The 22,929-nt window shown below is 46.1% G+C and carries 20 protein-coding genes; 6 read left to right on the forward strand and 14 right to left on the reverse strand.

Annotated elements, in window-relative coordinates; all coding sequences use genetic code 11:
• The first annotated feature begins 145 nt into the window (after positions 1–145).
• Positions 146–337 carry a cold-shock protein gene (locus CLV98_RS15395; protein ID WP_109675484.1) on the forward strand — a complete coding sequence of 64 codons (192 nt, stop codon included), beginning with the start codon at positions 146–148 and terminating at the stop codon, positions 335–337.
• A gap of 79 nt (positions 338–416) precedes the next feature.
• Here CLV98_RS15395 and CLV98_RS15400 read toward each other — a convergent pair whose 3' ends face one another.
• The 11 genes from CLV98_RS15400 to CLV98_RS15450 all read right to left on the reverse strand — a co-directional run bounded on the left by CLV98_RS15400 (position 417) and on the right by CLV98_RS15450 (position 12,762).
• Positions 417–1,739: a DEAD/DEAH box helicase gene (locus CLV98_RS15400; protein ID WP_109675486.1), complete on the reverse strand. Its 1,323-nt coding sequence runs from the start codon at positions 1,737–1,739 to the stop codon at positions 417–419.
• 106 nt (positions 1,740–1,845) lie between these two features.
• Positions 1,846–2,868 carry an aldo/keto reductase gene (locus tag CLV98_RS15405; protein ID WP_109675666.1) on the reverse strand — a complete coding sequence of 341 codons (1,023 nt, stop codon included), beginning with the start codon at positions 2,866–2,868 and terminating at the stop codon, positions 1,846–1,848.
• A 42-nt stretch (positions 2,869–2,910) separates the two neighbouring features.
• On the reverse strand, positions 2,911–3,291 hold the full coding sequence (locus CLV98_RS15410; RefSeq protein ID WP_109675488.1) for a co-chaperone GroES: 381 nt from the start codon (positions 3,289–3,291) through the stop codon (positions 2,911–2,913).
• A 94-nt stretch (positions 3,292–3,385) separates the two neighbouring features.
• Positions 3,386–4,855: an MBOAT family O-acyltransferase gene (locus tag CLV98_RS15415; RefSeq protein ID WP_109675490.1), complete on the reverse strand. Its 1,470-nt coding sequence runs from the start codon at positions 4,853–4,855 to the stop codon at positions 3,386–3,388.
• Positions 4,856–4,859: 4 nt separating this feature from the next.
• Positions 4,860–5,804, reverse strand: a complete 945-nt coding sequence (locus CLV98_RS15420) for a glycosyltransferase family 2 protein (RefSeq protein ID WP_109675492.1) — start codon at positions 5,802–5,804, stop codon at positions 4,860–4,862.
• Positions 5,805–5,907: 103 nt separating this feature from the next.
• Positions 5,908–7,581, reverse strand: a complete 1,674-nt coding sequence (locus CLV98_RS15425; RefSeq protein WP_374755192.1) for a hypothetical protein — start codon at positions 7,579–7,581, stop codon at positions 5,908–5,910.
• Between the two features lie 4 nt (positions 7,582–7,585).
• Complete coding sequence (locus CLV98_RS15430; RefSeq protein WP_109675496.1) at positions 7,586–8,998, reverse strand: DUF6056 family protein; 1,413 nt, start codon at positions 8,996–8,998, stop codon at positions 7,586–7,588.
• Positions 8,991–9,941, reverse strand: a complete 951-nt coding sequence (locus tag CLV98_RS15435; RefSeq protein ID WP_109675498.1) for a glycosyltransferase family 2 protein — start codon at positions 9,939–9,941, stop codon at positions 8,991–8,993. Before CLV98_RS15435 ends, CLV98_RS15430 begins: the two co-directional genes overlap by 8 nt.
• A 133-nt stretch (positions 9,942–10,074) precedes the next feature.
• On the reverse strand, positions 10,075–11,001 hold the full coding sequence (locus CLV98_RS15440; protein WP_109675500.1) for a DMT family transporter: 927 nt from the start codon (positions 10,999–11,001) through the stop codon (positions 10,075–10,077).
• Positions 11,002–11,006: 5 nt separating this feature from the next.
• Positions 11,007–12,083, reverse strand: a complete 1,077-nt coding sequence (locus CLV98_RS15445; RefSeq protein WP_109675502.1) for an LptF/LptG family permease — start codon at positions 12,081–12,083, stop codon at positions 11,007–11,009.
• A gap of 13 nt (positions 12,084–12,096) precedes the next feature.
• Positions 12,097–12,762, reverse strand: coding sequence for a metal-dependent transcriptional regulator (locus CLV98_RS15450; RefSeq protein WP_109675504.1), 666 nt, complete (start codon positions 12,760–12,762; stop codon positions 12,097–12,099).
• Between the two features lie 180 nt (positions 12,763–12,942).
• Between CLV98_RS15450 and CLV98_RS15455 the strand changes: the two genes are divergently transcribed.
• The 3 genes from CLV98_RS15455 to CLV98_RS15465 all read left to right on the forward strand — a co-directional run bounded on the left by CLV98_RS15455 (position 12,943) and on the right by CLV98_RS15465 (position 17,412).
• Positions 12,943–14,262, forward strand: a complete 1,320-nt coding sequence (locus CLV98_RS15455) for an Nramp family divalent metal transporter (protein ID WP_109675506.1) — start codon at positions 12,943–12,945, stop codon at positions 14,260–14,262.
• Between the two features lie 93 nt (positions 14,263–14,355).
• Positions 14,356–16,302 carry a KUP/HAK/KT family potassium transporter gene (locus CLV98_RS15460; protein WP_109675508.1) on the forward strand — a complete coding sequence of 649 codons (1,947 nt, stop codon included), beginning with the start codon at positions 14,356–14,358 and terminating at the stop codon, positions 16,300–16,302.
• Positions 16,303–16,410: 108 nt separating this feature from the next.
• Positions 16,411–17,412 (forward strand): aldo/keto reductase, encoded by a 1,002-nt coding sequence (locus CLV98_RS15465; RefSeq protein WP_109675510.1) that lies wholly within the window; start codon positions 16,411–16,413, stop codon positions 17,410–17,412.
• A 358-nt stretch (positions 17,413–17,770) separates the two neighbouring features.
• On the opposite strand, the gene CLV98_RS15475 is transcribed toward CLV98_RS15465, so the two are convergent.
• The gene (locus tag CLV98_RS15475; protein WP_109675513.1) at positions 17,771–18,298 is read right to left on the reverse strand and encodes a YfiT family bacillithiol transferase; all 528 of its coding nucleotides are present in this window, start codon (positions 18,296–18,298) and stop codon (positions 17,771–17,773) included.
• Between the two features lie 278 nt (positions 18,299–18,576).
• On the opposite strand from CLV98_RS15475, the gene CLV98_RS15480 reads away from it, so the two are divergent.
• The gene (locus tag CLV98_RS15480; RefSeq protein WP_109675515.1) at positions 18,577–19,365 is read left to right on the forward strand and encodes a murein L,D-transpeptidase catalytic domain family protein; all 789 of its coding nucleotides are present in this window, start codon (positions 18,577–18,579) and stop codon (positions 19,363–19,365) included.
• Here the strand turns inward: CLV98_RS15480 and CLV98_RS15485 are convergent.
• Both CLV98_RS15485 and CLV98_RS15490 read right to left on the reverse strand, forming a co-directional pair.
• Complete coding sequence (locus CLV98_RS15485; RefSeq protein ID WP_109675517.1) at positions 19,323–20,516, reverse strand: L,D-transpeptidase family protein; 1,194 nt, start codon at positions 20,514–20,516, stop codon at positions 19,323–19,325. The two genes, CLV98_RS15480 and CLV98_RS15485, sit on opposite strands and share 43 nt — an antisense overlap.
• A gap of 160 nt (positions 20,517–20,676) precedes the next feature.
• Positions 20,677–21,867: a CehA/McbA family metallohydrolase domain-containing protein gene (locus CLV98_RS15490; protein ID WP_109675519.1), complete on the reverse strand. Its 1,191-nt coding sequence runs from the start codon at positions 21,865–21,867 to the stop codon at positions 20,677–20,679.
• Positions 21,868–22,087: 220 nt separating this feature from the next.
• Between CLV98_RS15490 and CLV98_RS15495 the strand changes: the two genes are divergently transcribed.
• Positions 22,088–22,834 carry a CPBP family intramembrane glutamic endopeptidase gene (locus CLV98_RS15495; RefSeq protein ID WP_109675521.1) on the forward strand — a complete coding sequence of 249 codons (747 nt, stop codon included), beginning with the start codon at positions 22,088–22,090 and terminating at the stop codon, positions 22,832–22,834.
• Positions 22,835–22,929: the final 95 nt, after the last annotated feature.

Raw genomic sequence — 22,929 nt, forward strand, 5'->3', positions numbered from 1 at the left:
CAGAACGGCAGCCCCTTTACTTGATAAAGTACTGTTTTTGAAATGAATACAAAATAGCAAATATTACAGTCATTTTAAAAAAGAAACTTGTAATTCCGTAAAATCTGCATAAATTTGATTTTCAATACTTATAAGAACAATACTAATGGCAGAAGGCACAGTTAAATTTTTCAATGATTCCAAAGGATTTGGATTCATCCAACCAGAAAATGGGGAAAAGGATATTTTTGTACACGTTTCAGGTCTTCAGGACGAGATTCGTGAGAACGACAAAGTATCTTACGACGTAGAAAATGGAAGAAAAGGTTTGAATGCAGTGAACGTTCGCGTGATCTAATTTCAACTGACGGCATTTTTGAAAGCATCCCAGGATAATGGGGATGCTTTTTTTGTGCCCTTACGCTTTATTGATAGTGCTAGCGTGCCACCTCGATCTTAAATTTCTTCCCTTTCATTTTCTGCACCCTAACCGCTACGAGCATCGCATCCACTTTATGCGACCTAATGGCCACGAACGAAACGGTATCCTTTACTTCTATAAGGCCCAGGTCCTGCTTATCCAATTGCCCCTTCTGAATCAGGAAACCCACAATATCCATCTTATTGAGTTTATTTTTCTTTCCACCACTAATATAAACGGTGGTCCATTTGGATGAATCGGGCTGAACCGCCTGCCGGGGCAGTCTTAATATTTTGGGTTGACGAGGCAGATAGATGGGTAAGGACTCATTCTCAGCCATTAATATATAGGCAGTTCCTTCGGTAAGCATGCGGGCCGTACGCCCATTGCGGTGGGTAAACTCATCGGCACGCATTGGTAGTTCAAAATGAATCACATGCTTCACATCGGGAATATCCAGCCCCCTTGCCGCCAAATCGGTAGCCACCAAATACAGTACCGAACCATTTCGAAAACGAATGAGGGTGCGCTCTCTATCCTCTTGCTCAAGCTTTCCGTGAAAAAAACCACTAACAATACCCTTACTGGCCAACATTTGGCTAATCCCTTCGACGGTATCGCGCTGATTACAAAATATAAGACAGGCTTCCTGCCCCAATACGCCTAATAAGCGAACAAGGGCATCCATTTTACCACCTTCGGGGGCCAGCACCTGCAAGAGTGTCAACCCGTCGGCATGGGTATTGTCGGACACAAAGTCCAACTCAACGGCACTTTTAAAACCCACGAAGCCAGGAACCTTGGCTCCAGCTGTAGCCGATACCAATATCTTTTTGCGCAGATTTCTAAGATTACGAACAATCTCCGTCATTTCTTCTTGAAAACCCATTTCAAGCGACTTATCGAATTCATCCAACACCAAGGTGAGTATGCTTCGGTAAGAAAAGGTCTGTCGATGCATATGATCCAACAGCCGCCCAGGGGTTCCGATCAGCAAAGCGGGCGGCTCCGTAAGGCTTCGTATTTCGGTCTGCATATCATGGCCACCATAGCAGCAGGTTACCTTATAGCCCGTTTGCATATTGCGCCATACCTGCTCTATCTGCAGGGCAAGCTCACGGGTAGGTACTATCACCAATGCTTGTACTTGATCCACCGACGCATTGAGCAAAGGCAAGAGGGGAAGTAAAAAGGCAAGGGTTTTACCAGACCCAGTAGGTGACAGAAGCTTCACCTCATCGTGATCGGAGATGACCCTTAGGGCCTCTTCTTGCATGGTATTCAAGGCCGCTATATCGAGGGCCTTTAAGGTATTGGCTAGGTAAGTTTGTTCGGACATGGCACAAAGGTACATCCTTCGAACAGTAACACGCTATGCCGATGAAAAAAAACGGAGGAGGTTTTAAAAATTCACCTCCCCCGCTTCGTATGATCCTTAGGGCTCCTTACTGAGGCAAACGGTCGCGTCCCTGCCGGGCAAACATCCAGGTGGGATATTCCGTTTCCAAAGCACTCACGGCGTCTAGTTTCTGCAAATCGTCAGCAGTTAACTTGAGCTTGGTAGCTGCAATATTATCGATGAGTTGATCGGGGTTTTTAGCACCGACAATCAGGCTCGTAACCGGCTTTTGATGCAACACCCAGGCCAGGGCAACTCGAGCTACCGACACACCATGAGCTTGGGCAATGGGCTCCATCACCTCCACAATATCATAGGCCCGTTCTTTGTTGATGGGTGGAAAGTCGAATTTGTCACGGCGGTTGTCTCCATTTGTTTCATTGCCACGGGTATATTTGCCCGACAGGAAGCCTCCTGCCAACGGGCTCCAAGGCATCAGGGCCAAGTTCTGGTCCTCCATCATCGGAATGAGTTCGCGTTCCAAGTCGCGCCCACCAATAGAATAATAATGTTGGCAAGCCACGAATTTGGTCCATCCGTTTTTATCGGCAATGCCATTGGCCTTCATAATCTGCCAGGCGGCATGGTTACTAATCCCTAAGTACCGCACCTTTCCAGACCTGACGATATCCTCGAGGCCCCGCATGGTCTCTTCGAGGGAGGTATAGGCATCGACGCCATGAATATAGAACAGGTCGATATGGTCGGTATCCAAGCGCTGAAGACTTTCGTTAACGGAGTCCATCAGGTGTAACCTAGAGAGGCCGATGCGGTTGGGCCCAGCGGACATTCGGCCCCGCGCTTTGGTGGCTATTACTACCTCATTGCGCTTAATCCCCAAGTCCTTTAAGGCCTTTCCCAGAATAACTTCCGACTGACCGTAGGAATAAATATTGGCCGTATCGTAAAAATTAATTCCGTGTTCCCAGGCCGTTTTTACGAGGGCCGTACCTTCTTCTTGCTGAAGCTTTCCTATAGCCTCCCAATAGCCCTCGCCACCGAAAGTCATGGTACCAAAGCAAAGCTCAGAAACCAACACACCTGTATTTCCCAAAAATTTGTATTCCATCATTTTGTTAATTTAAGGTTTAGAAAAAAGCATAAAAGGAATTTATTCGAAGAGGTCTTCCGACCTTTCCAACAGTAAGATCGACGACTGCGGCACGATGACGTATTTTTGATCGTCGTACTCCAGCTCCACGGCGTTTCGTTGGAGGAAGATGGCCAAGTCACCCTCCTTAGCCTGAAGAGGCATATATTTCACCTTTTCCTCAGTCTCTTTCCATGGCTCATCTTCAGAAGCAGCAGGGATGGGAAAGCCCGGCCCTACCTTAATCACATAGCCACTCTGGACCTGTTCTTTTTCGGTGATGGTGGCGGGCAAATAAAGCCCACTCCTGGTTTTTTCATCGGGATTTTTGGGACGTATCAGCACCCGGTCCCCTACCACAATGAGACTACGTAAGCGATTGTCTGACGTAACTTCGAACATAATATAATTTATATTTTAAAACTACAAGTTCATACGGATTCCGAAGGAACCATTATAACAAAGGTTTTTAAAAAATGTTTTCAAAAAAACCCGACTAGAATTGGAAATAGATAAACTGATTATCGGTAACCACACCCAAAAAGTAGGTAAGAAAGGCAATTACTGAAAACAACAGGAAAAACTGTCCAGTATTTTTGGTGGGGATTTTCTCAAAATAATGCTCTTTCACCATCAAAAAGGCGACCAAAAATACACAAAAGAACATTTCAACCGAATTGTACGGCGTATGGATGGTATCGGACCAGGATAGGGTAGCTATTTTATGTAGGATGGTAAAGGACCTACTCACTGGAGCCATATGATTCCGGAAGAACACCCAGGCAATCGTAACCAATCCAAATGTAACGAATACCCCTAGTAGATGGGTCAATCGATTTTTAGGCAGGCTCCAGCCCATCTTTTTCATCCACCGGTCTCTTAAGGAAGCACCTACCTGATAGCTACCATGCAAGGCTCCCCAGATCACGTAGTTCCAGCTAGCTCCATGCCATAGGCCACTGACGAGGAACACAATAAATTGATTTCGGTACTTGTTGAGTTCCCCTTTCCTATTGCCTCCGAGTGGGATATAAAGATAATCCCTGAACCAAGTAGATAGGGAAATATGCCAGCGCCCCCAGAATTCGGATATAGAAGCCGACTCGTATGGAGAGCGGAAGTTGTCCATTAAGGTAAAGCCCATCACCCGGGCCGCTCCAATGGCGATATCGGAATAACCCGAAAAGTCGCAATAGATTTGAAAAGCGAAGAACATGGTGGCTATCAGCAGCGACAACCCATTTTGATCGGCCGGGTTGTCATACACATGGTTTACTACTTCGGCCAGTCGATCGGCAATTACCAGTTTCTTAAAGAACCCGAAGGCCATTTGCATCAATCCCGATTTTAACCTTTCGAAATCGTACTTAAAATAGCTATGAAATTGAAACAGCATATTTTGTGGCCTTTCGATAGGTCCGGCCACCAGCTGGGGATAGAACATCACATATAAAGCATATACGCCAAAATGCCGTTCAGGTTTTTGATTGCCACGATATACCTCAATGGTGTAGCTCATGGCCTGAAAAGTGTGAAAAGACAACCCGATAGGTAGAATCACCCGGCCAGCTCCATCGACCATCCATTGAGCTAGCTCATGAGGCACCAGGCCCGTCAACGGAGGCACGTAGGAGCGCAATCCTGCCATATGGAACAGGGCATTGAAGGAGTCGCCTAGGAAATCGTAATATTTAAAAAAAGCCAGAATACCGATATTGGAAATCAGACTGAGAATCAGCAAGAGTTTTTTGTGTTTCTGTTCCTTAGCCTGACCGATCCAAATACCCGCAAAATAATCGATGATAATGGTTCCAAACAGAATCAGTATGAACACTGGCTTAAAAACCATGTAGAAGTAACAACTGGCTGCCAATAGTAGGAACCAGCGTCCTCTCCATGACAAGCTAAAATAAGCCAGCGTAACGACTATAAAAAAGACAAGAAATTGAATGGAATTAAATAACATTGGATCAGATATACTCTCGATTTACAATTTCTTCTTTTACAATAAACAGGGGACGATTCTTGGACTGAAAGAAAATCCTTAGCACATATTCGCCAATGATACCTAGGGCCAGTAGCTGAACCCCACTGAAAAGGATTATCACAAAGAGCAAGGCAGTAAACCCTTCAATGACCTGCGTAAAAAAGAGCTTTTTGGCCACGACGATTAGAAAATAGATCAAAGAAATCGTGATGGCTACGGCGCCCGTCTTACTCATAAACTTAATGGGAAATTCACTAAAATTGAAGATCCCGTTATATGCCAACTGAAACAGCTGCTTAAAGCTATATTTGGATTCCCCCGCTGCCCGGGCATCTCTTTCGTACTCTAGGCCCACTTGTTTGAAGCCTATCCATGAGCGCATGCCCCTGAGGTATCGGCTCTCTTCAGGCATTTTGTTGAGCACGTCCACCACCCGGCGACTTACCAGAGCGAAGTCCCCACTATCCAAAGGGATATCTACATAGGAGATAGAGCGTAAAATCCTGTAAAACCAATAATATCCCATCCGTTTCACCACCCCTTCTTTCCTTTTTTTCCGAACGGCATATACCACGTCGTTACCCTCTTGGAGGAGTCGATAAAAGTCCGGCAATAGTTCTGGTGGATCTTGTAGGTCCCCATCGATCACAAAGATGGCCTCTGTGCCACGGGCCGCGGCAATACCGGCCGTTAAGGCGAGTTGGTGGCCATGGTTACGGGACAGTAGTACCCCATGATACCGGGAATCGGTGAGGGCTAGTTGTCGAATCCTGGAGGCCGTGTCGTCACCGCTACCATCGTCGATAAGCACTACTTCAATAGCCAGCGGACTCGTATCCATTAAGGCATTGAGCCGTTGCACCAGCATCGGAAATGTTTCTGATTCATTATATAGTGGTGCGACAATTGATATTTGAGGTAAGTTCAATCTAAAATAGTTATGTATATGTTAGCGATTTCGGCAAAAATACAGTTTTCAAGGCATTAACGAAATTTATAGGATCGATATGCCTCCCGGTCGGGCTAGACTCCTATGGAACCTGGATCGTTTCGATGACCCCACCCTCCGCTTGGGAGCCATGCAGATCCAGATAGCCTATTTGATACGTTCCTGGTTTTATATCCTTCATGGAGAGAATCAGGTGCACCCCTTTATCATAAATCCTAAAAATATTTCGTCCTGTATAGAGATTCTGATTCATCTTATACAAGAACCGATGGGTATCGTTTTGCAGAAAAACATATTGTCCATGATTTTTCGATAAGTCATAAGTCTGGTTAGGCTCCAAAATCACTATTTCGTCGTTCGCAACCGATACCTGTACGCCCAAGTCTTTAGGAATAGCCCCTTGTACCCGTCCCACGGCGTTAGCCACTCTGTCGATACTAGCAGGATAGGTATAAACCCCCTCCTCGATCATTCCTTTCATGAGGGTGTCTACATAGGCTGCCCCGTCGGAATAGGGCACATGCCCTAGGCCGAAGCCATTATGCTGCTGATTCCAAGCGTTTACGTTGAGATACTTGCTCCTTTCGCTAATTTCGGGCAAATAGCTGTAACCCGATAGGCTCCAGATGATGACGCTCAATAGAAAGCCTACGACCATCCCCCATTGCCGCCACCTAAGGGCCAGCTGTCCCGACAAAACGGAAAGATAGGCTACGCAAAGAAAAAGGGCTGGATAGAGTTTATAATTACTCACCACCATTACAAAAAAGCCGAATCGAGGCCTGAGCAAGCCTATGACCAGTGCATTCACTAGCAAGAACACCATGATGCCCAGCAGAAAATAGGTAATAGATCCTTCGTCACCGCCCGGAGCCCTTTTGTTTTTTTGTTTATTAAGCCAAATCATAAAGATCCCCCATATCCATCGGACCACCCAAAGCATAATAAGCAGCCCCATCAGAACAGGTAATGCCGTACGGATTTGGATAGGCTGATTGGGGAATAAATCGAAGAGCCCTCCCAAAAAAGCAAAGAACCCCAAGACCGACAAATGGGGAAACTGCTTCAGATAGGCGATGCTAGCCTCGTTGCCCATGGTAGTAAGGCCATGGAAATACAAACTGATAGATATCACTCCAGCAAGTACCCAAAAAGATAATTTTTTATAATCCGACTTTAAGAATAAAACGGCCCCACCTGCTACCCATACGAATATTCCGTTGCTCATGGCATAATTGGCACATACTGCAGCCCCGATGGCCCATAGCAGCCTGTCTTTGGAAAGCAAAAACATGGATAAGCATAGAAAAAAAACGACAGGCTGATGCTGTAAGCTACAAATGGCCCATAGGTATACCAAATGATGCTCCAACTGAAAGAGCAATAATACGACGGGAAGAAAGTACCACCATTTCAGCTTCATTGTGCTAAACGACCGCCAAAAAAGGTAAGCTGTACCCAATGAGAATGCCGCGCCAGCGAAATGGATAAAGGTGAAACTCAAGGTGCCCGTTAGCCAGTAATACAGCAAGACCACCAGTTTCCCAATCACCATACGATGTTCGTTATTGGGTTGTAAGAGCAGGGCCAGTTGCTCGCCCAACGACTCACTATGAATCCACTGCCTCAGAAAATCGGGAAAGGGGTCGAAGTCGTCGTACCAGGGGACATCCACCGAGTAATGAGCGATGACCAAGAGCCACACCACCACAGGAAGCACGAGGAGTATTCCGAGAATATTTTTATTTTTTGTCAACACCTTAATCGATCATGTAAATAGCCTCTTTACCAAAATAACCCGCCATGCATTTGTTCCACCAATGGTCCTTTTCGGGCTTAATATCCTCTACAAACAGCGATTGTGGCCGAACCTTTAGGGCTGGCAAATACACCACCGCTTCCTTGCTATCTTTAAGGAGGGCGTATCTCTGATTATTCTCTCGGTCAAAAGCTGCGGCTCTTCCTAACAGAATATCGGAATATATCATCTTAACATTGGCACTACGATAAAAACCCAAGGCTACCATCAGGAGTAGCACCACATATACCATCCCAAAACGCCACTCCGAAAGCAGGAATGGGGCTTGGCTATATACACGGTAGTGGTGGTAGATCACCCCTGCCACATAGAACCAGCCTAAGAGGAAGAAAAAGTATACGCAGTTGACCACTCGGGGTGTCGGCTCAATCCCTACCCCATAGTAGGACGGGAACAACTGAGCCGTAACGACTCCTACAAAGCCCAAAACGGCTATCCATATGGGCAACGAAAAATAATTGCGTGCCCCAGCCGAAAGTTTCGATAAGATATAAACCCAAAGAATAGTAAAGAACACCAAAGGCGACTTAAAAACCCAATCGATAGACAATAAGCCTACTTTCTGAAAGCTTGAAATAAAGGAGAACATAAGGTCTCCACCGAGGGGGTTAGCACCCATGCGGGCTTGATTGCCAGGGGAGGTAAAAAAGAAATAACAGGAAACAACGGCCGTCAGCAGCATGCCGATCATAAACCCATCCACTTTGCGACTATAAATAAGCTTGTATAGCCACCAAGTGCCAATCAGCAATACCATGACTAAAAGGTTGGTTTCGCTACTACCGATTACAGCAAACACCATAAAACCGGCCACAAAGGCCAGCAGCCTACGTGGCTTGGGCGAATCCTGCCGATACCAACGCAATGCCAATACCAACCACAGGAGCGTGAGTATATTAGGCACCGTGTAGGTAACGAAAGAAGCCATCCAATAATAGGCTTCTACTACGGAGGCCATATTAAGGATATAAAGGAAGAACAGCACTCCTGCAAAGCCCAAATGCGCCATACGGGACAAAGTAGGCGTGAGGTGACGCATCAAAACATATAATGTGCCTACCACCGTCAGGAGCAACAGCACCGATAACACCCTAAATCCTAGGACAGAATGAAATAGCAAGGGATTGGAATGGTTGAGTAAGATTCCAAAATACCTCCCTGTCCAGCCTGAATAGTAGTAATTCATGGCTTCTAACCACCCATATTTAAATACGGTATCGATATAGCAATAGTCGTCGGCAGGAGAAGGGTGGTTGAAGCGAGCCAAAAAGAGTAACGGCAGTAAAACGGTGGCCATGATGCCCACGTTGATCCAGTTTCCTACGACTCTGTATTTTTTGTATAGCTTATTCATTTATAATTTTATCAATAATGTAACGAGGGCGTCCCTTTACCTCTTCATATATTTTGCCGATATACTCCCCTATTAGCCCAAGGGCTATCATATTGGAACCACTAAAGAAGGTAATCGGCAACATGGTGGAGGTCCATCCCGGAACGGTGTAGCCGATCATATAAGAAAAAAGTATATACATCACAATGGCCATAGCGACCAAGAAATTAAAAAACCCAAAATACAGCACCAGGCGCATAGGGAAGGTAGAGAAAGATGTAATACCATTCCAGGCAAAAAGCAACATTTTATTGAGTGGGTACTTCGTTTCGCCGGCCTGTCGTTCGAGCCTGCTGTAAAATACCTTTTCACTCTTAAAGCCTATCAGCGGCACCACGCCTCTCAAAAACAGATTTATTTCTCTGAAATTACCTAATTCCTGTAACACCCGGCGGTCCATTAGCCGAAAGTCGGCGTGATTGAACACAACGGGCACACCCATTTTTTGCATGAGCTTATAGAAGCCTTCGGCGGTGGAACGCTTAAACCAACTATCGGAACCCCGGTCCGAACGCACTCCATATACAATCCTTGCCCCTTGCTTATACTTCTCCAGCATTCCGGTCATGGCTTGCACGTCGTCCTGAAGGTCGGCATCGATGGTGATAAAGCAATCGAAGGAGTCGAGCTGACTCTCCAGCCCGGCCATAATGGCGCTTTGATGTCCAAAATTTCGAGAAAGCTGTACGCCGATCACTTGGGAGTCGCGTAGGGTGAGCGACTCTATGATTTCCCAGGTTTTATCCCGGCTACCGTCATTGACAAAACATAGCTTACTCTCCTTAGCGATGATTCCTTCTGCCTTCAGATTGGCATAATAGGTGCATAAGGCGGTGTAAGTCATTTCCAGAATCGCTTCCTCGTTGTAACAGGGTATTACCAGTAGCAGTCGCGGTTCACTCATGTATAGTTTGATTGTTTGGCAGCGCAAAAATAGGAGATATGTCCATTGGATTTAAGAAATATCCCGATTGAATTATAAAAACCTTATAATCAATTCAGAACAATCCCTAAGGCTCAACCATTTAGGGCCACTATCAGGAACTTAACGAGCGGTTTCTTCGGTGAGTTTTACGCATCACCATGCCATTAATAATGGGATAAAGCGCCACGGCTAGGATAATCACCCCAGTACCTGCATAAAAACCAGGAGTCATTTTCTCTTTTTCGCCAAATATCAGAAAAGCCAAGGTAATACCATATACGGGTTCCAGATTGATAGTCAAGTTAATAAGATAGGCGGAAAACTGCTTCATGAGCTGAGTGGCCATGGTGCTAGCATAAACGGTACAAACCAATGCCAAGAACAGGATCCAGATCCAGTCGCCAGACTGAGGCCATAATGCGGTATTCTCCGTCCAGTGCAGTAGCGTGGCGAACAGGGCAAAAACTAAGGAAAACAGGCTGGCTCCTATCATTTCGTAAAAAGTAATGACCATGGCAGACTGTGACTTCACCAATTTGCTATTGGCAACAGTAAACATAGCGGCTAGCAAGGCCGACAGCAAGGCCAATCCTAACCCCAAGGCATGGTCGAGCTCGAAGCGGAATACCAAATACAAGCCCGAAAAAGCCAAAACCCCCAAGCCCACTTCCAAGGCCTTCACGGGCTTGCGGTATACCAGAGGCTCCAGAAGACTGGTCCATAATGAGGTGGTGGCTAAGCCAGCCAGGCACACCGACGCAGTAGCGATGCGTGCTGAGGCAAAAAACAACATCCAATGGGCCGACAACAAGGTGCCTATTAATAGGAGCTGTCCGGCTTTGCGCCACCCTATATCCTTAAAGCCTTTTTTCCTAAACCATAGTATGAGGCCAAGCACCAAGGCCGATACCGCCGTTCGGTACAAGACTAAGACCACCGGAGATACCGTCACCAGCAACCCTACGATGGCGGTAAAGCCCCATATCAGCACCAAAAAATGAAGATGCAAGTAGGAGCGCATATTCCCAGATTCCAACATGACGCTTAACGAGGTAAAGTTTTATAGAGAAGCATGCCAATAAAAGAAAAGACAATATTGGGTAACCAGACCGCCAAAAGGGTATTGATAGTACCGGCTTCGGCCACCCCCTTCGAAAGCAGGAAAAACAGGATGTATATAAAAGCCAACATAAACCCTAAGGCTATTTGCCAGCCCACCCCTCTGCGGCTCTTCCGTGCCGATACGATGACTCCAATGGCAGTCAAAATCAGGATGGCGAAGGGCTGAGTAAACCGGGTATATTTCTCGATCATATACACCTCAAGACCATCGGCTCCCCTGCTTTTAAGTAGATCGATATAGTTATTCAGTTCTGGCAAGGTGAAGGTCTCGAAAAGATTATAATCGCTTTCGAAGTCCTTAGGAGAAAGATTGATCGTAGTATCTTGATCTGCCGGATAAGAGATGCTTTCTTTTAAGCTATCCAACGTTCTAACCTGGATGTTACTCAATAGCCATTTGCCCTTATCTTCCTGCCACACGATCTTATCTGCCGACAGTTTCTGTTTGAGCTTGGTCCCCTCCACGGTTTCCATGGTAAACTTATTACCCGTTTTAGTGCTGTTATTATAACTTTCCAAATAGGCATATACATCGGGAGCGATGGTGATATGCACATTTCGGCCACTAAAATAAAACTCACTCTTTACATAGGTCTTCTCAAACCCATTTCGGACCTTATTGGCCATCGGTAATATCCACCCAACCTGTACGAAGGTAAGGGCACCTAGTACTACAGCCCCCACCATATAGGGCAGTAGAATCCGCATAAAGCTGATGCCGCTACTTAGCATGGCCACGATTTCGGTACGTGCTGCAATACGAGACGTAAAGAATACCGTGGCAATAAAGACCATCAAGGGACTAATATAGTTAATCCAGTAGGGAATCAGATTGAGGTAGTAATCGAAGATAATGGCGTTGAGTGGAGCATCCTTTTCCAAAAAATCATCGACTTTCTCCGTGTAGTCAATCATACAAATGATGAGTACAATCACGAAGGCGACAAAAAGGTAGGTTATCAGGAAGTTTTTGATCAAATAACGATCCAGTATTTTCATATAGTGCTAAGTCTTAGCGGCGTTGAACGAGTAAATTTTTAGAAACCTCCAGACTTACAAATAACGTTCTTTCTCCATTAATTTGTACAGTTGCCGACTTATCATATTCGTTTATATCCTGTACCTCCAAAACACTGCCCAAGGTAATCCCCGATCGGTCAAGGTGTTGCAAAAAGGAAGAGGCATGATCCAAGACGCCCATCATCAACACTTTTTCACCAATCTGAATGTCTGTGAGCAGACGGTAGTCTGGATCCAACAGGTTGCCTTTGGCGTCAGGAATGGGATCGCCATGTGGGTCGAACCGGGGATGTCCTAAAAATGCATCCAGTTTTTCTACCAGCACGTCCGAAGGAATGTGCTCCAACTCTTCGGCGATGTCGTGAACTTCATCCCAGCCAAAACCCAGCTTCTCCACCAAGAAAACCTCCCAAAGGCGATGCTTACGGATGACGTTCAGGGCTACTTTCTCCCCTACTTCCGTCAAGGTAACCCCTTGGTATTTCTTGTAATTGATCAAGCCCTTTTCCGCTAGCTTTTTGAGCATATCGGTTACCGATGCAGCACGGGTAGAGGTGCTCTCAGCCAAGGCATTGGTGCTCACCTCCACACCCTCCCGTCCCGATAAGGCGTGTATGGTCTTGAGGTAATTTTCTTCTGTGAAAGAATTCTGAATCATGTTTGTAAACCTCCGTTATAGGCAGATATTCGCAAAAGTACAATTTACTATTTAGAATTAAAAAAATTTAGACAAACCTAAAAATATATTTAAACAATAATGTACCTTTGTTTTTGGCAACCCCAACCCGTTCATTTAACTGGCCATTAACTATATTACAACCCAAACGACTCTTTTTCTTTGATAAGTACTAAAGATAAAAAAACCGATTTTCACCTTTCTCTACCCGAAGTACATTCTTCTATTGAGGTCCCTGAAGGAGCAGGCTTTTGGAAAAAATTAAGGGCATTTGCAGGCCCAGGCTTGCTGGTGGCCGTTGGCTATATCGATCCAGGCAACTGGGCAACTGATATTGAAGGGGGTTCCCGATTCGGCTACACCCTCCTGACGGTCATCCTAATTTCTAATTTGTTCGCGATGCTTTTGCAGCATTTGGCGTTAAAATTGGGTATTGCTACGGGGCGCGACCTGGCCCAGGCCTGCCGCGACTATTATTCTAAGCCTGTGTCCATGATCCTGTGGGTATTGGCCGAAATAGCCATTGCAGCCACCGACTTGGCCGAAGTGATTGGCTCGGCCATAGCCCTAAACCTTCTTTTCGGCCTACCACTACCCGTGGGGGTATTCTTCACGGTATTCGACGTACTCATCGTCTTATACTTCCAACAGCGTGGTTTTCGTATTATTGAGAGCATAGTGGCCGGCCTAATGGGGCTGATCCTCTTGTGCTTTATGTATGAAATGATTGTGAGTCAGCCATCCGTATCGGCTATGGCTGGAGGGTTGATCCCAAAAATGGAAATAGTTACCAACCCTGGTATGCTTTACATTGCAATAGGAATACTGGGAGCCACGGTAATGCCTCACAATCTTTATTTGCACAGCAGCATCGTACAGACCCGCGCCTTCCGCCGGGATGATGTAGGCAAGAAATCAGCTATTAAGTTTGCCACCATCGACTCCACTGCTTCGCTCGCACTGGCGTTCTTTATCAATGGCTCCATTCTCGTATTGGCGGCGGCAGCCTTCCATAATAATGGTCATTTCGAGGTGGCCGATATTACCGATGCCTATCACCTACTCGACCCAATCCTGGGCGTAAGCCTAGCGAGCATCTGTTTTGCCTTAGCCCTTTTGGCGTCCGGTCAAAGTTCCACCTTAACAGGAACCCTGGCAGGACAAATCGTAATGGAAGGTTTTTTAAGAATCCGCCTGAAGCCATGGATGCGTAGGCTCATCACCAGGGCTATTGCCATTGTGCCAGCCCTGATCGTCTCGATGATCTACGGCGAACGTGGCACGGCCGAACTCTTGGTCTTTAGCCAGGTCATATTATCCCTACAGCTTAGCTTTGCGGTAGTGCCTCTGGTATTCTTTACCTCCAGCAAAACCATCATGGGATCTTTTGCCAACTCTTCGGTTCTAAAGATTCTGAGCTGGACTGTCTCCCTAATTATCATGGGATTGAACGCTTATTTGCTCTTTGTTACTTTAATATAGAAGATTATGAATGTATAAAAGTAATTTTCCGGCATGAATTACTATGTTTGAATATGGTTTCCTAACTTTCGCCCCCATTATCAAAACTAGTACATGGAATCGAAGCATCAAATCGATAAGGTATCGGCCGCTGGTCTACTCATAGCATTTGGTATAATATACGGAGACATAGGCACCAGCCCACTCTATGTGATGCAGGCCATTATAGGGAATGAGATTATTTCGGAAGAAATTATTTTTGGGTCTCTGTCTTGTATCATCTGGACCCTCACCCTACAGACTACCGTCAAATACGTAATTCTGATCCTGAGGGCCGACAACCGTGGAGAAGGGGGAATTTTCGCACTTTTCGCATTGGTCAGAAAGAATGCCCGCTGGCTCACCGTTCCCGCTATTTTGGGCGGTAGCACCCTGTTGGCCGATGGGATCATAACCCCGCCCATCTCAATATCTTCAGCTGTAGAAGGGCTGGAGATTATCTACCCGCATATTCAGATCATCCCCATCGTACTGACGATCATTACCATTATTTTCTTGATCCAAGCCTTTGGAACCACGGTGGTAGGAAAAGCCTTTGGACCGGTCATGGTGATCTGGTTTTCGATGCTCGCCATCTTAGGGGTCAGCCAGATCATGCACCACCCCGAAATTTTTAAGGCCTTCAACCCCCTTTATGGCTACACCTTACTGGCCGAGCATCCAGGTGGATTCTGGATGTTAGGAGCCGTTTTCCTCTGTACAACAGGAGCCGAGGCACTCTATTCGGACTTAGGCCATTGCGGAAAAGACAATATTCGGGTGAGCTGGGTGATGGTAAAAAGTGCGCTTATTCTCAACTATCTAGGACAAGGCGCCTGGCTTTTGACCCAAACCGGCACCCTACTGTCGGGCCGCAAGCCTTTTTTCGAAATCATGCCCGACTGGTGGCTGTTGCCTGGAGTAGGCATCGCCACTCTAGCAGCTGTGATAGCTAGCCAGGCCCTTATTACCGGGTCGTTTACGCTGATCTCCGAGGCCATCCGACTCAACTTCTGGCCAAAAGTAAGGTTGATATACCCTAGTAATCAAAAAGGCCAACTCTATGTTCCCAGTATCAACTGGTTGCTATGGCTGGGCTGCATGGCGGTAGTCCTATATTTTAAGGAATCAGCCAATATGGAAGCCGCCTATGGCCTGGCTATTACCCTTACCATGGTCATGACTACCCTGCTGATGTCTTATTATTTGTACATCAAAAAGGTCAACATCTATCTGGTCATTCTGTTTCTATTGCTCTATTTGAGTATTGAAGGGGCATTTTTGGGTGCCAACTTACTGAAATTCTCCCACGGCGGCTGGTTTACCATCTTGATGGCGACTATCGTTGCCTCCCTGATGACGGTCTGGCTTCGTGCCTTTTATATTAAACTCCGACTTACTGAATACACCAAGCTGGAGAATTACCTCCCCGCTATTCATGAACTCAGCAGAGATATTAGCATCCCTAAATATGCTACCCATTTGGTGTTTATGACCAATGCTTCCAAGCCATCGGAAATAGAAACAAAGATCATTTACTCTATTTTCCAAAAGCGTCCTAAGCGTGCCGATGTCTACTGGTTTATACACGTCGACACCACCGACGACCCTTACACCATGGAGTATAAAGTGCTCAGCGATGAGGATACCGACGACAATATCATCAAAATCAATTTCCGCTTAGGATTTAGAGTCGAGCAACGCATCAACCTTTTCTTCAGAAAAGTAGTCGAGGATATGGTGCTCAACAAGGAGGTGGATATTACCAGCCGATACGAGTCCCTTAACAGGCAGAACATCACCGGCGATTTCCGCTTCGTCGTTTTAGAAAGGTTCCTTTCTTTCGAAAACGACCTTCCCTTTATAGAACAACTGGTGATGAAGACCTATTTCTTTGTCAAGGACTTTACCACCCCCGAAGACAAATGGTTTGGGCTGGATAGTAGCTCGGTAAAAATCGAGAAGATACCCCTGATCATCCGGCCTGTCGAAAATATAAAACTGCGGAGAGTTTACAGCTAAGGAGGCCTAAAACCTGGGCGAATAGGAACTAATCGCAGGGTAGGAACGGTTTTTGGAGAGGTTATCTGAGTCAATTCAGAAATATCTATTTCAACTAAACCTACTAGAATGCTATACCGTAAAATTGGTACCCAAAAAGAATCTTTAGAATTATCGGTGATCACTTTTGGCGCCTGGGCGGCTGGAGGCTGGATGTGGGGAGGAACCGAAAGAAAAGAAGCCGTAGAGGCTATTCAGAAGTCGTTCGATGCCGGTGTCACCTCTATCGATACGGCTCCCATCTATGGCCAAGGCCTCAGCGAGGAGATCGTGGGCGAAGCCATTGCGGGCATCCCCCGCGACAAGGTACAAATCCTTACCAAATTCGGCATGCGCTGGGACCTTCAAAAAGGAGACTTCGGCATGCACAGCAAAAACAATGAGGGCCAGGATATCGATATCTACAAGTACGCCGGCAAGGAGAGCATCATCAAAGAATGTGAGGACAGCCTGCGCCGGTTAAAGACGGACTATATAGACCTGTATCAGATCCATTGGCCTGAAAGCACCACCCCTATCCAGGAAACTATGGAGGCCGTAGCACAGCTCATTCAACAAGGCAAGGTACGCTTTGCAGGCGTGTGCAATTATAATGTGGAGCAGCTAACCGAAGCCTCCAAATACGTGGACATCGTGTCCAATCAGGTACCTTACAGCATGCTTAAGAGGGATATAGAAGCAGAAACAGTACCCTATTGCCTAGAAACTAATAAGGGTATTTTAGCTTATAGCCCTATGGAAAGGGGACTTCTGACCGGTAAGATAAAGCCAGGACACGCCTTCGAAGAAAATGATCATAGGGCCAATCTCCCTTTTTTCCAGGAACAGAACTTACTTAAAATCAATGAATTTCTGGACTCGATACGTCCCATAGCCGAAGAGAAAAAGGCGAGTTTAGGCCAACTGGTGTTGCGCTGGACCATCGAACAACCCGGCATTACCATCGCTTTGGCTGGAGCCAGAAACGCCCAGCAAGCCGTTCAAAATGCCGCAGCCATGGATATCAACCTTAGCACCGAGGAAATACAGGGCCTCAATGCCCAATTGTCGGATCTGCTAGCACGCTTATAAGCAAAAAATCCCCCATGGAACAGCAATGAACCATGGGGGATTTTTTTATCTCTCCAATCATCGCATCTGTGTCTGCAGACGACCGGACCAGAAAGCCCTCATCATAATAAAAAGAAGGCTTCCCACGATAGGGAAACAAAAAATCATAAAGACCCAAACCATTTTCATTTTCCAATTTCCAGGTTGCATCGCTAGCAATGTCAGTGCAACCAGGTAAAGGCCTATTAAAAGAATCAGAATCAACGATAGCTCGGAAGTACTTAAGCCCAAATATAATAAAGTTACCATATGGGAGATAGTTAGTGTTATGGGATAAATATAGTGTTCGGTTACAATAATAAATAAAAAAATTATTATTTCACAGAGACAATCCCAAAGCGATCTTGATATGGGCCAAATGATGCTCCGAATGCCAGGCCGTCAGTGCAAAGGCAGTCATAAGGTTGTAGGAGATTTTCCTGATAGGATGATAATAGGCGATTTGCTTCTGTTGGTCCGTCATGGAGCGCCCTAAAGCAGCATAGCGGGGATGCACGCCTCGGAGTATATCCAATGAGTCGGCAATGGGGGCGCTTGTGGCGTCGGCGGTAGCGGCCCAGCCATCCATATTCACCATGGTAGCCTCCTTATAGTCCGACTCAGTAAGTGCCTTTTTCATGCGAACTACATGCAGCATATGCATATCGGCAACATGGTGGACGAGCTGCTGAATATTCCATCCACCTTCCCTATACGTTTTTTGTAATTGATCGGCATCGAGGTTTTCCGTAAGCTCGGCATACAACCTCGGTGCGGTTTCGATGGTTTGAAAGATTTCCGCTTGTTCGGCAGGCGTGTAGTCGGCCTTAAATTGAAAACGGCCAATAGGGAACTTAAGATCTTCCATGGAATTGCGATATTTAGGGATGGTATGTCAAACGTACAAGGAACATAATCCCTTTTTATCAAGTTCCATATCCACCAAAACCCTATTTGCAAGTTTGGGGCACATAAGGGAACCTCTCAGTCTTAAATGACTGTTAGCCAATAAGAATTTTAAACTTTGGCAGCAACATTTCGGAATCACTTCCGTTATCTTCATTCGACATCTACTTATTTACCAATACTTTATAGGCAATCCACCCTATTATTTTACAATTTACTATTGCATATAAATCCGTTTCAATGACAAAGATCCGTCTGGTATATTTAGCTTCATTTCTTATCCTAAGTGCTTCTTTTGGTTTTAAAGCCATCCAATCTTTTAATAGTGCCCCCGCTCCGCATCATGCCCAGTCCAGCCCGACCGATAGCCTACGGGCCAACGTGGCAGAATGGCAAGTACTTTATGACTCCTTAGACTTAGCCGACAAAGGGCTCTCCCCAACCGCCTTCGCTTATGCTTGGTATGGCTTTCAAAAAATGAAATTTACCAGTCCCATCATGGCCATTGCCGATTTTAGTCAGTCTTCGACCCGCAAACGGCTCTATATTGTAGACATGAACGAGAAAAAGCTTTTGGTCAATACCTTTGTGGCCCATGGACGGAATTCGGGTAATGAATATGCCCGCAAGTTTTCCAACGCCAATGAGTCCTACCAATCGAGCTTAGGCTTTTACCGAACCTTAGGCACCTATCAAGGAAAGCATGGGCTATCGCTACGCCTCGAAGGCCTCGAAAAAGGAATTAATGACAAGGCCTTCGAACGCGCCATTGTGATGCATGGTGCCAACTATGTGAGCGAATCATTCATTAAAAATACCGGTCGACTAGGCCGTAGCCTGGGCTGTCCGGCCATCTCACTGAAGGATCATAAAAAAGTAATCAAGCTGCTTTATAACGGTGCCGGACTATTTATTTATTCGAAGGATAAAGCGTACCTGAATGGCTCCAAACTGCTAGCTACCATCCAATCGCAGCTTTCCAACGATCAGCCTTCGGAATCGTCCTTACGGTATACATCCTCCATATAAACGACCCTACCATTCTGGTCGGTATCGGCACCGAGGTAAAGCAGAAAGACAGGGATCTTTTCCTTGAGCTTATTCCATTTTGGTGGCTGCGCAGTGGTGTCGGGCTCTGTAAAGAAATCGTTTTGAAGTAGCTGATGGCCCGCCATAAAATTGGCCAACTCAGCAGGCGACTGCACCCTTACGCAACCATGGCTACGCCAACGCTGGTCCGACCCAAACAAATACCGGGCATTAGTATCGTGTAGGTATATGGCCAGAGGGTTTTCTATTTCCACCTTCAACAAGCCCAATGAGTTATCTTCGCCGGTATCTTGCCGGAAGCGATAAGGAAAACTATTCTTCCGGTCTATTTTTTTCCAATTGATATCTGACGGGTCCACCACCTCCCCCGACTCGCCAATCACCTGAATGTTATTTTTGGACAGATACGACTCATCGGCCAGCACTTTAGGCAACATTTCCTTGAGGGCTATACTTTTGGGGACGTTCCAATAGGGATGCGTAACGATGCTCGTTGCATAAGTATCCATGGTAGGCGTCGGTGTTGCCCCTTTTCCTACCACCGTGCGCATGTAAAGCTCATCCTTCCCGTCCGTATTCAGCGCTTTCAGGTAAGCACCTCTAATATTGACCAGCACCAGCCTTGGAGCACCTTGCGACTGTCGGTTCATCCAGCGATAAGCGTTCAATGACGCTGCAATAAGGTTGGCCTTTTGCGTATCCCCAGCTTTGAGCCTGTTTTGGTAGGCTTCTCGGAGGTGTTGGTAGGCCGAGAAACGAGGCTCCAGCCAGGACATAACCTTAGGAACCGTCTGCCCTTTCAACAATTCCTCGGCAGCGTCCCTTAAACGGGCCGTATCGGCCGGCCAGGTCTTCGCTATATACCTCAGTTCCGGTTTATGGCCATAGGCTAGCTCCTCCAACAATCCGAAGATAGGTGCCCCTTTAGTAGTATATGAACTGGTATCGATTCCTGAAAGGGCGGCATACTCCAACAACGACTGATGGGTCTTTCCTTCAGAAAGACTCTGTTCAAGTTCTTCCTTCGTCATATTGTGCGGATCCTTTTTACAAGACTGAATGATGGCCAAGCCAAACAGTATCCACAAAGGTGCCCAGCGGAAAAATAATTGATGATTCGATATTTTCATACGATGGTGTTTATTTTGATCACCTTCCTACAAATAGGATGCTAACCTTACGAATCGTCTGGTAACCAGACCTTTTCCATAATTCCCTTTTTCAATAACGACCTTATATGAGGAAGATTATCAACAAAGTATCCCCAACCAGCCCTCCGAATCCTCGTTTTCACTCACTCCTTTGAAGACGCCCCCTGCCCCATCCCCGCTTGCTTCCCGGCCCCCAAAGCCTTTTCACCAACAACAACCAGCCCAAGAGGATAAGCAGCCCTATGGCTCGATGCCACCAAGTAGCAACTGGGCGGATGCTAGCCGTAATAGTAGCTGGGGAGGTTCCTTCCGAATAGAACACCGGATTAAAATATAGAACGGTGCCATTTTCAAACTGCGCTTCAATCCGGTAATAGGCATGAGTGGTATCGGCCCGGAAACTAAGCGCACGGCAATGGGCGAAGGACTTCCACAGACGTCCATTTTCTGTTATCACACGTATCGCCTGGGCGGTGTCGGTCAACACCACCGACACGGTATCGGCGTGCACTTTCAAGCCCAGTAGTGCGGGGACTCGGTAGGGGTCTTGGCCGGCACCTATTTCAGCGGCATACGCACGCCCTTCTTTGAGGGCGGTGAGGATATCTTCCTGACGCTGCGTGGGGGCATATACCATGGTACAAACCCTCCCGAGACGATCGCCAGTACGGACATTATGGAGGTCGTCGTTGCCTATAATATACACCCGCTTTCCCGACGACAAGGCCGTATCCCATTCCTCAAACGACTTCGCAGCGGCACTCACCACTTCCATACAATGATATCCGGTAAGCACTTTTAAGTCCTCTAAAGTATAACCCTGCCGTTTTGAAGGATGGTTCAGCACGATCACGGCCTGAGGGTCTCTTTGAAGTGCTGCAAGAATTGACTGCTTATTATGTACGGTTTGGGGAAAAATAAAGTCATTCCAAAAGATGGCCCTGGCACCCAAAACTTGCTGGTGGGTTTTCTGAATATTATACCCATGCTCGTAAGCCGGAATATAGGCTGGCCTCCGATGTAAGCTAGTATCTATTTCATGATAATTGGAGAGGGCATGAATGGCATACCCCAGAGAATCGTAGGCCCTGTGTACCTCTTCTGCACTTCCATGCCCATTGGTAATTCCATTCCAGGCATGGCAGTGGGCATGAAAATTCCCTTTAAGCCATTCGGGTTTATCTATCCTTTGGTACGGGTTAAAGAGGCTATCCCCTTTGTATGCCGCCTGATCGGCGAATGTATACCGATTGCCTAAAAAATACTGCAATACCACAAGCCACAGTATTCCAGTCAACAGGGAGATTATGATGTTTCGTAGTACCTTCATCGTACTGCAAAATTGCAGGAAGTAGGTTACCCCATGATGAGCTAAATATAAACAAATAATGATACCCCTTCCCAGAAACTATAAGCCATAAACTGACAAGCTGGATTATCAGGAGAAATTTGGTATCATTGCAAGGACTCCACCTCCTGGTATTAAGTCCTTGACCGATGGATTACGAAAAAGGAGTTTCTTACCAACATTTAATAGCAGCAGCCGGAATATGAAAAACGAATTAAGACCCTTTTGGCAAAGACATATCACCATGAACTGGCGATTCGGGCTTTTTTTGATTTTAATAGTCTGCATTCCTCGTTTCCTCCTGGTATTAAATGCTAATAAAACGGCCAACTATGGTTTTATCGGCCTGGTTATGGTCATTTCGGCTTTGGCTCCTTTTATTTTTTTAAACAAAAACGGCCTTAAAACTATCGGCCTGACTAGGCCCAGGAAATACCACTGGCTTTTTATGGCCTTTATTTCAGGGCTCGCCTATAGCATCCTGCTCTACTTCTTAGGCGAAGTGGCCTATTCGGACACCATCAGTAATTGGTATGTCTATATCGGTAAATCTTACAATATTTCAGCTGGAATTACGGCATCGGACAAATTAACCCTATTTGCCATTATGGCCATAACAGGTATGATTTTCAGCCCTATCGGAGAAGAGTTATTCTTCAGAGGAATCGTACATGGGAGTTTGGCCCATTCCTTTGGAGACTCAAAAGCCGCTATCATGGAGGGTATGGCTTTCGCTCTAACACATATTGCGCATTTTGGACTAATATTCATCCACGATGAATGGAACTTCCTACTTTTCCCCACCATCCTATGGGTGATCAGTATGTTTATGGTTAGTATTGTGTTTTACCTCTTCAAGAAAAAATCAGGCTCCATTTGGGGAGCTATCCTTGGCCATGCCGCTTTCAATTTGGGGATGATCTATTGTATTTTCTTTTGGTTAAACTAAATTAAAGGGGTCTTTCTACGCTAAAAATATTAACTTGAGCCATTAAGTTGTCGATGCTCCTCATATCGATGAACTTCTAAGAACTAAGGTCGATA

The sequence above is a fragment of the Dyadobacter jejuensis genome (assembly GCF_003149085.1).
GTDB lineage: Bacteria > Bacteroidota > Bacteroidia > Cytophagales > Spirosomataceae > Dyadobacter > Dyadobacter jejuensis.

Excerpts from the sequence above, each read along its gene's own strand:
- CLV98_RS15395 (WP_109675484.1), top strand. The coding sequence starts at position 146 with ATGGCAGAAGGCACAGTTAAATTTTTCAATGATTCCAAAGGATTTGGA.
- CLV98_RS15400 (WP_109675486.1), bottom strand. The coding sequence starts at position 1,739 with ATGTCCGAACAAACTTACCTAGCCAATACCTTAAAGGCCCTCGATATA.
- CLV98_RS15405 (WP_109675666.1), bottom strand. The coding sequence starts at position 2,868 with ATGGAATACAAATTTTTGGGAAATACAGGTGTGTTGGTTTCTGAGCTT.
- CLV98_RS15410 (WP_109675488.1), bottom strand. The coding sequence starts at position 3,291 with ATGTTCGAAGTTACGTCAGACAATCGCTTACGTAGTCTCATTGTGGTA.
- CLV98_RS15415 (WP_109675490.1), bottom strand. The coding sequence starts at position 4,855 with ATGTTATTTAATTCCATTCAATTTCTTGTCTTTTTTATAGTCGTTACG.
- CLV98_RS15430 (WP_109675496.1), bottom strand. The coding sequence starts at position 8,998 with ATGAATAAGCTATACAAAAAATACAGAGTCGTAGGAAACTGGATCAAC.
- CLV98_RS15435 (WP_109675498.1), bottom strand. The coding sequence starts at position 9,941 with ATGAGTGAACCGCGACTGCTACTGGTAATACCCTGTTACAACGAGGAA.
- CLV98_RS15440 (WP_109675500.1), bottom strand. The coding sequence starts at position 11,001 with ATGTTGGAATCTGGGAATATGCGCTCCTACTTGCATCTTCATTTTTTG.
- CLV98_RS15445 (WP_109675502.1), bottom strand. The coding sequence starts at position 12,083 with ATGAAAATACTGGATCGTTATTTGATCAAAAACTTCCTGATAACCTAC.
- CLV98_RS15450 (WP_109675504.1), bottom strand. The coding sequence starts at position 12,762 with ATGATTCAGAATTCTTTCACAGAAGAAAATTACCTCAAGACCATACAC.
- CLV98_RS15460 (WP_109675508.1), top strand. The coding sequence starts at position 14,356 with ATGGAATCGAAGCATCAAATCGATAAGGTATCGGCCGCTGGTCTACTC.
- CLV98_RS15465 (WP_109675510.1), top strand. The coding sequence starts at position 16,411 with ATGCTATACCGTAAAATTGGTACCCAAAAAGAATCTTTAGAATTATCG.
- CLV98_RS15475 (WP_109675513.1), bottom strand. The coding sequence starts at position 18,298 with ATGGAAGATCTTAAGTTCCCTATTGGCCGTTTTCAATTTAAGGCCGAC.
- CLV98_RS15480 (WP_109675515.1), top strand. The coding sequence starts at position 18,577 with ATGACAAAGATCCGTCTGGTATATTTAGCTTCATTTCTTATCCTAAGT.
- CLV98_RS15485 (WP_109675517.1), bottom strand. The coding sequence starts at position 20,516 with ATGAAAATATCGAATCATCAATTATTTTTCCGCTGGGCACCTTTGTGG.
- CLV98_RS15490 (WP_109675519.1), bottom strand. The coding sequence starts at position 21,867 with ATGAAGGTACTACGAAACATCATAATCTCCCTGTTGACTGGAATACTG.
- CLV98_RS15495 (WP_109675521.1), top strand. The coding sequence starts at position 22,088 with ATGAAAAACGAATTAAGACCCTTTTGGCAAAGACATATCACCATGAAC.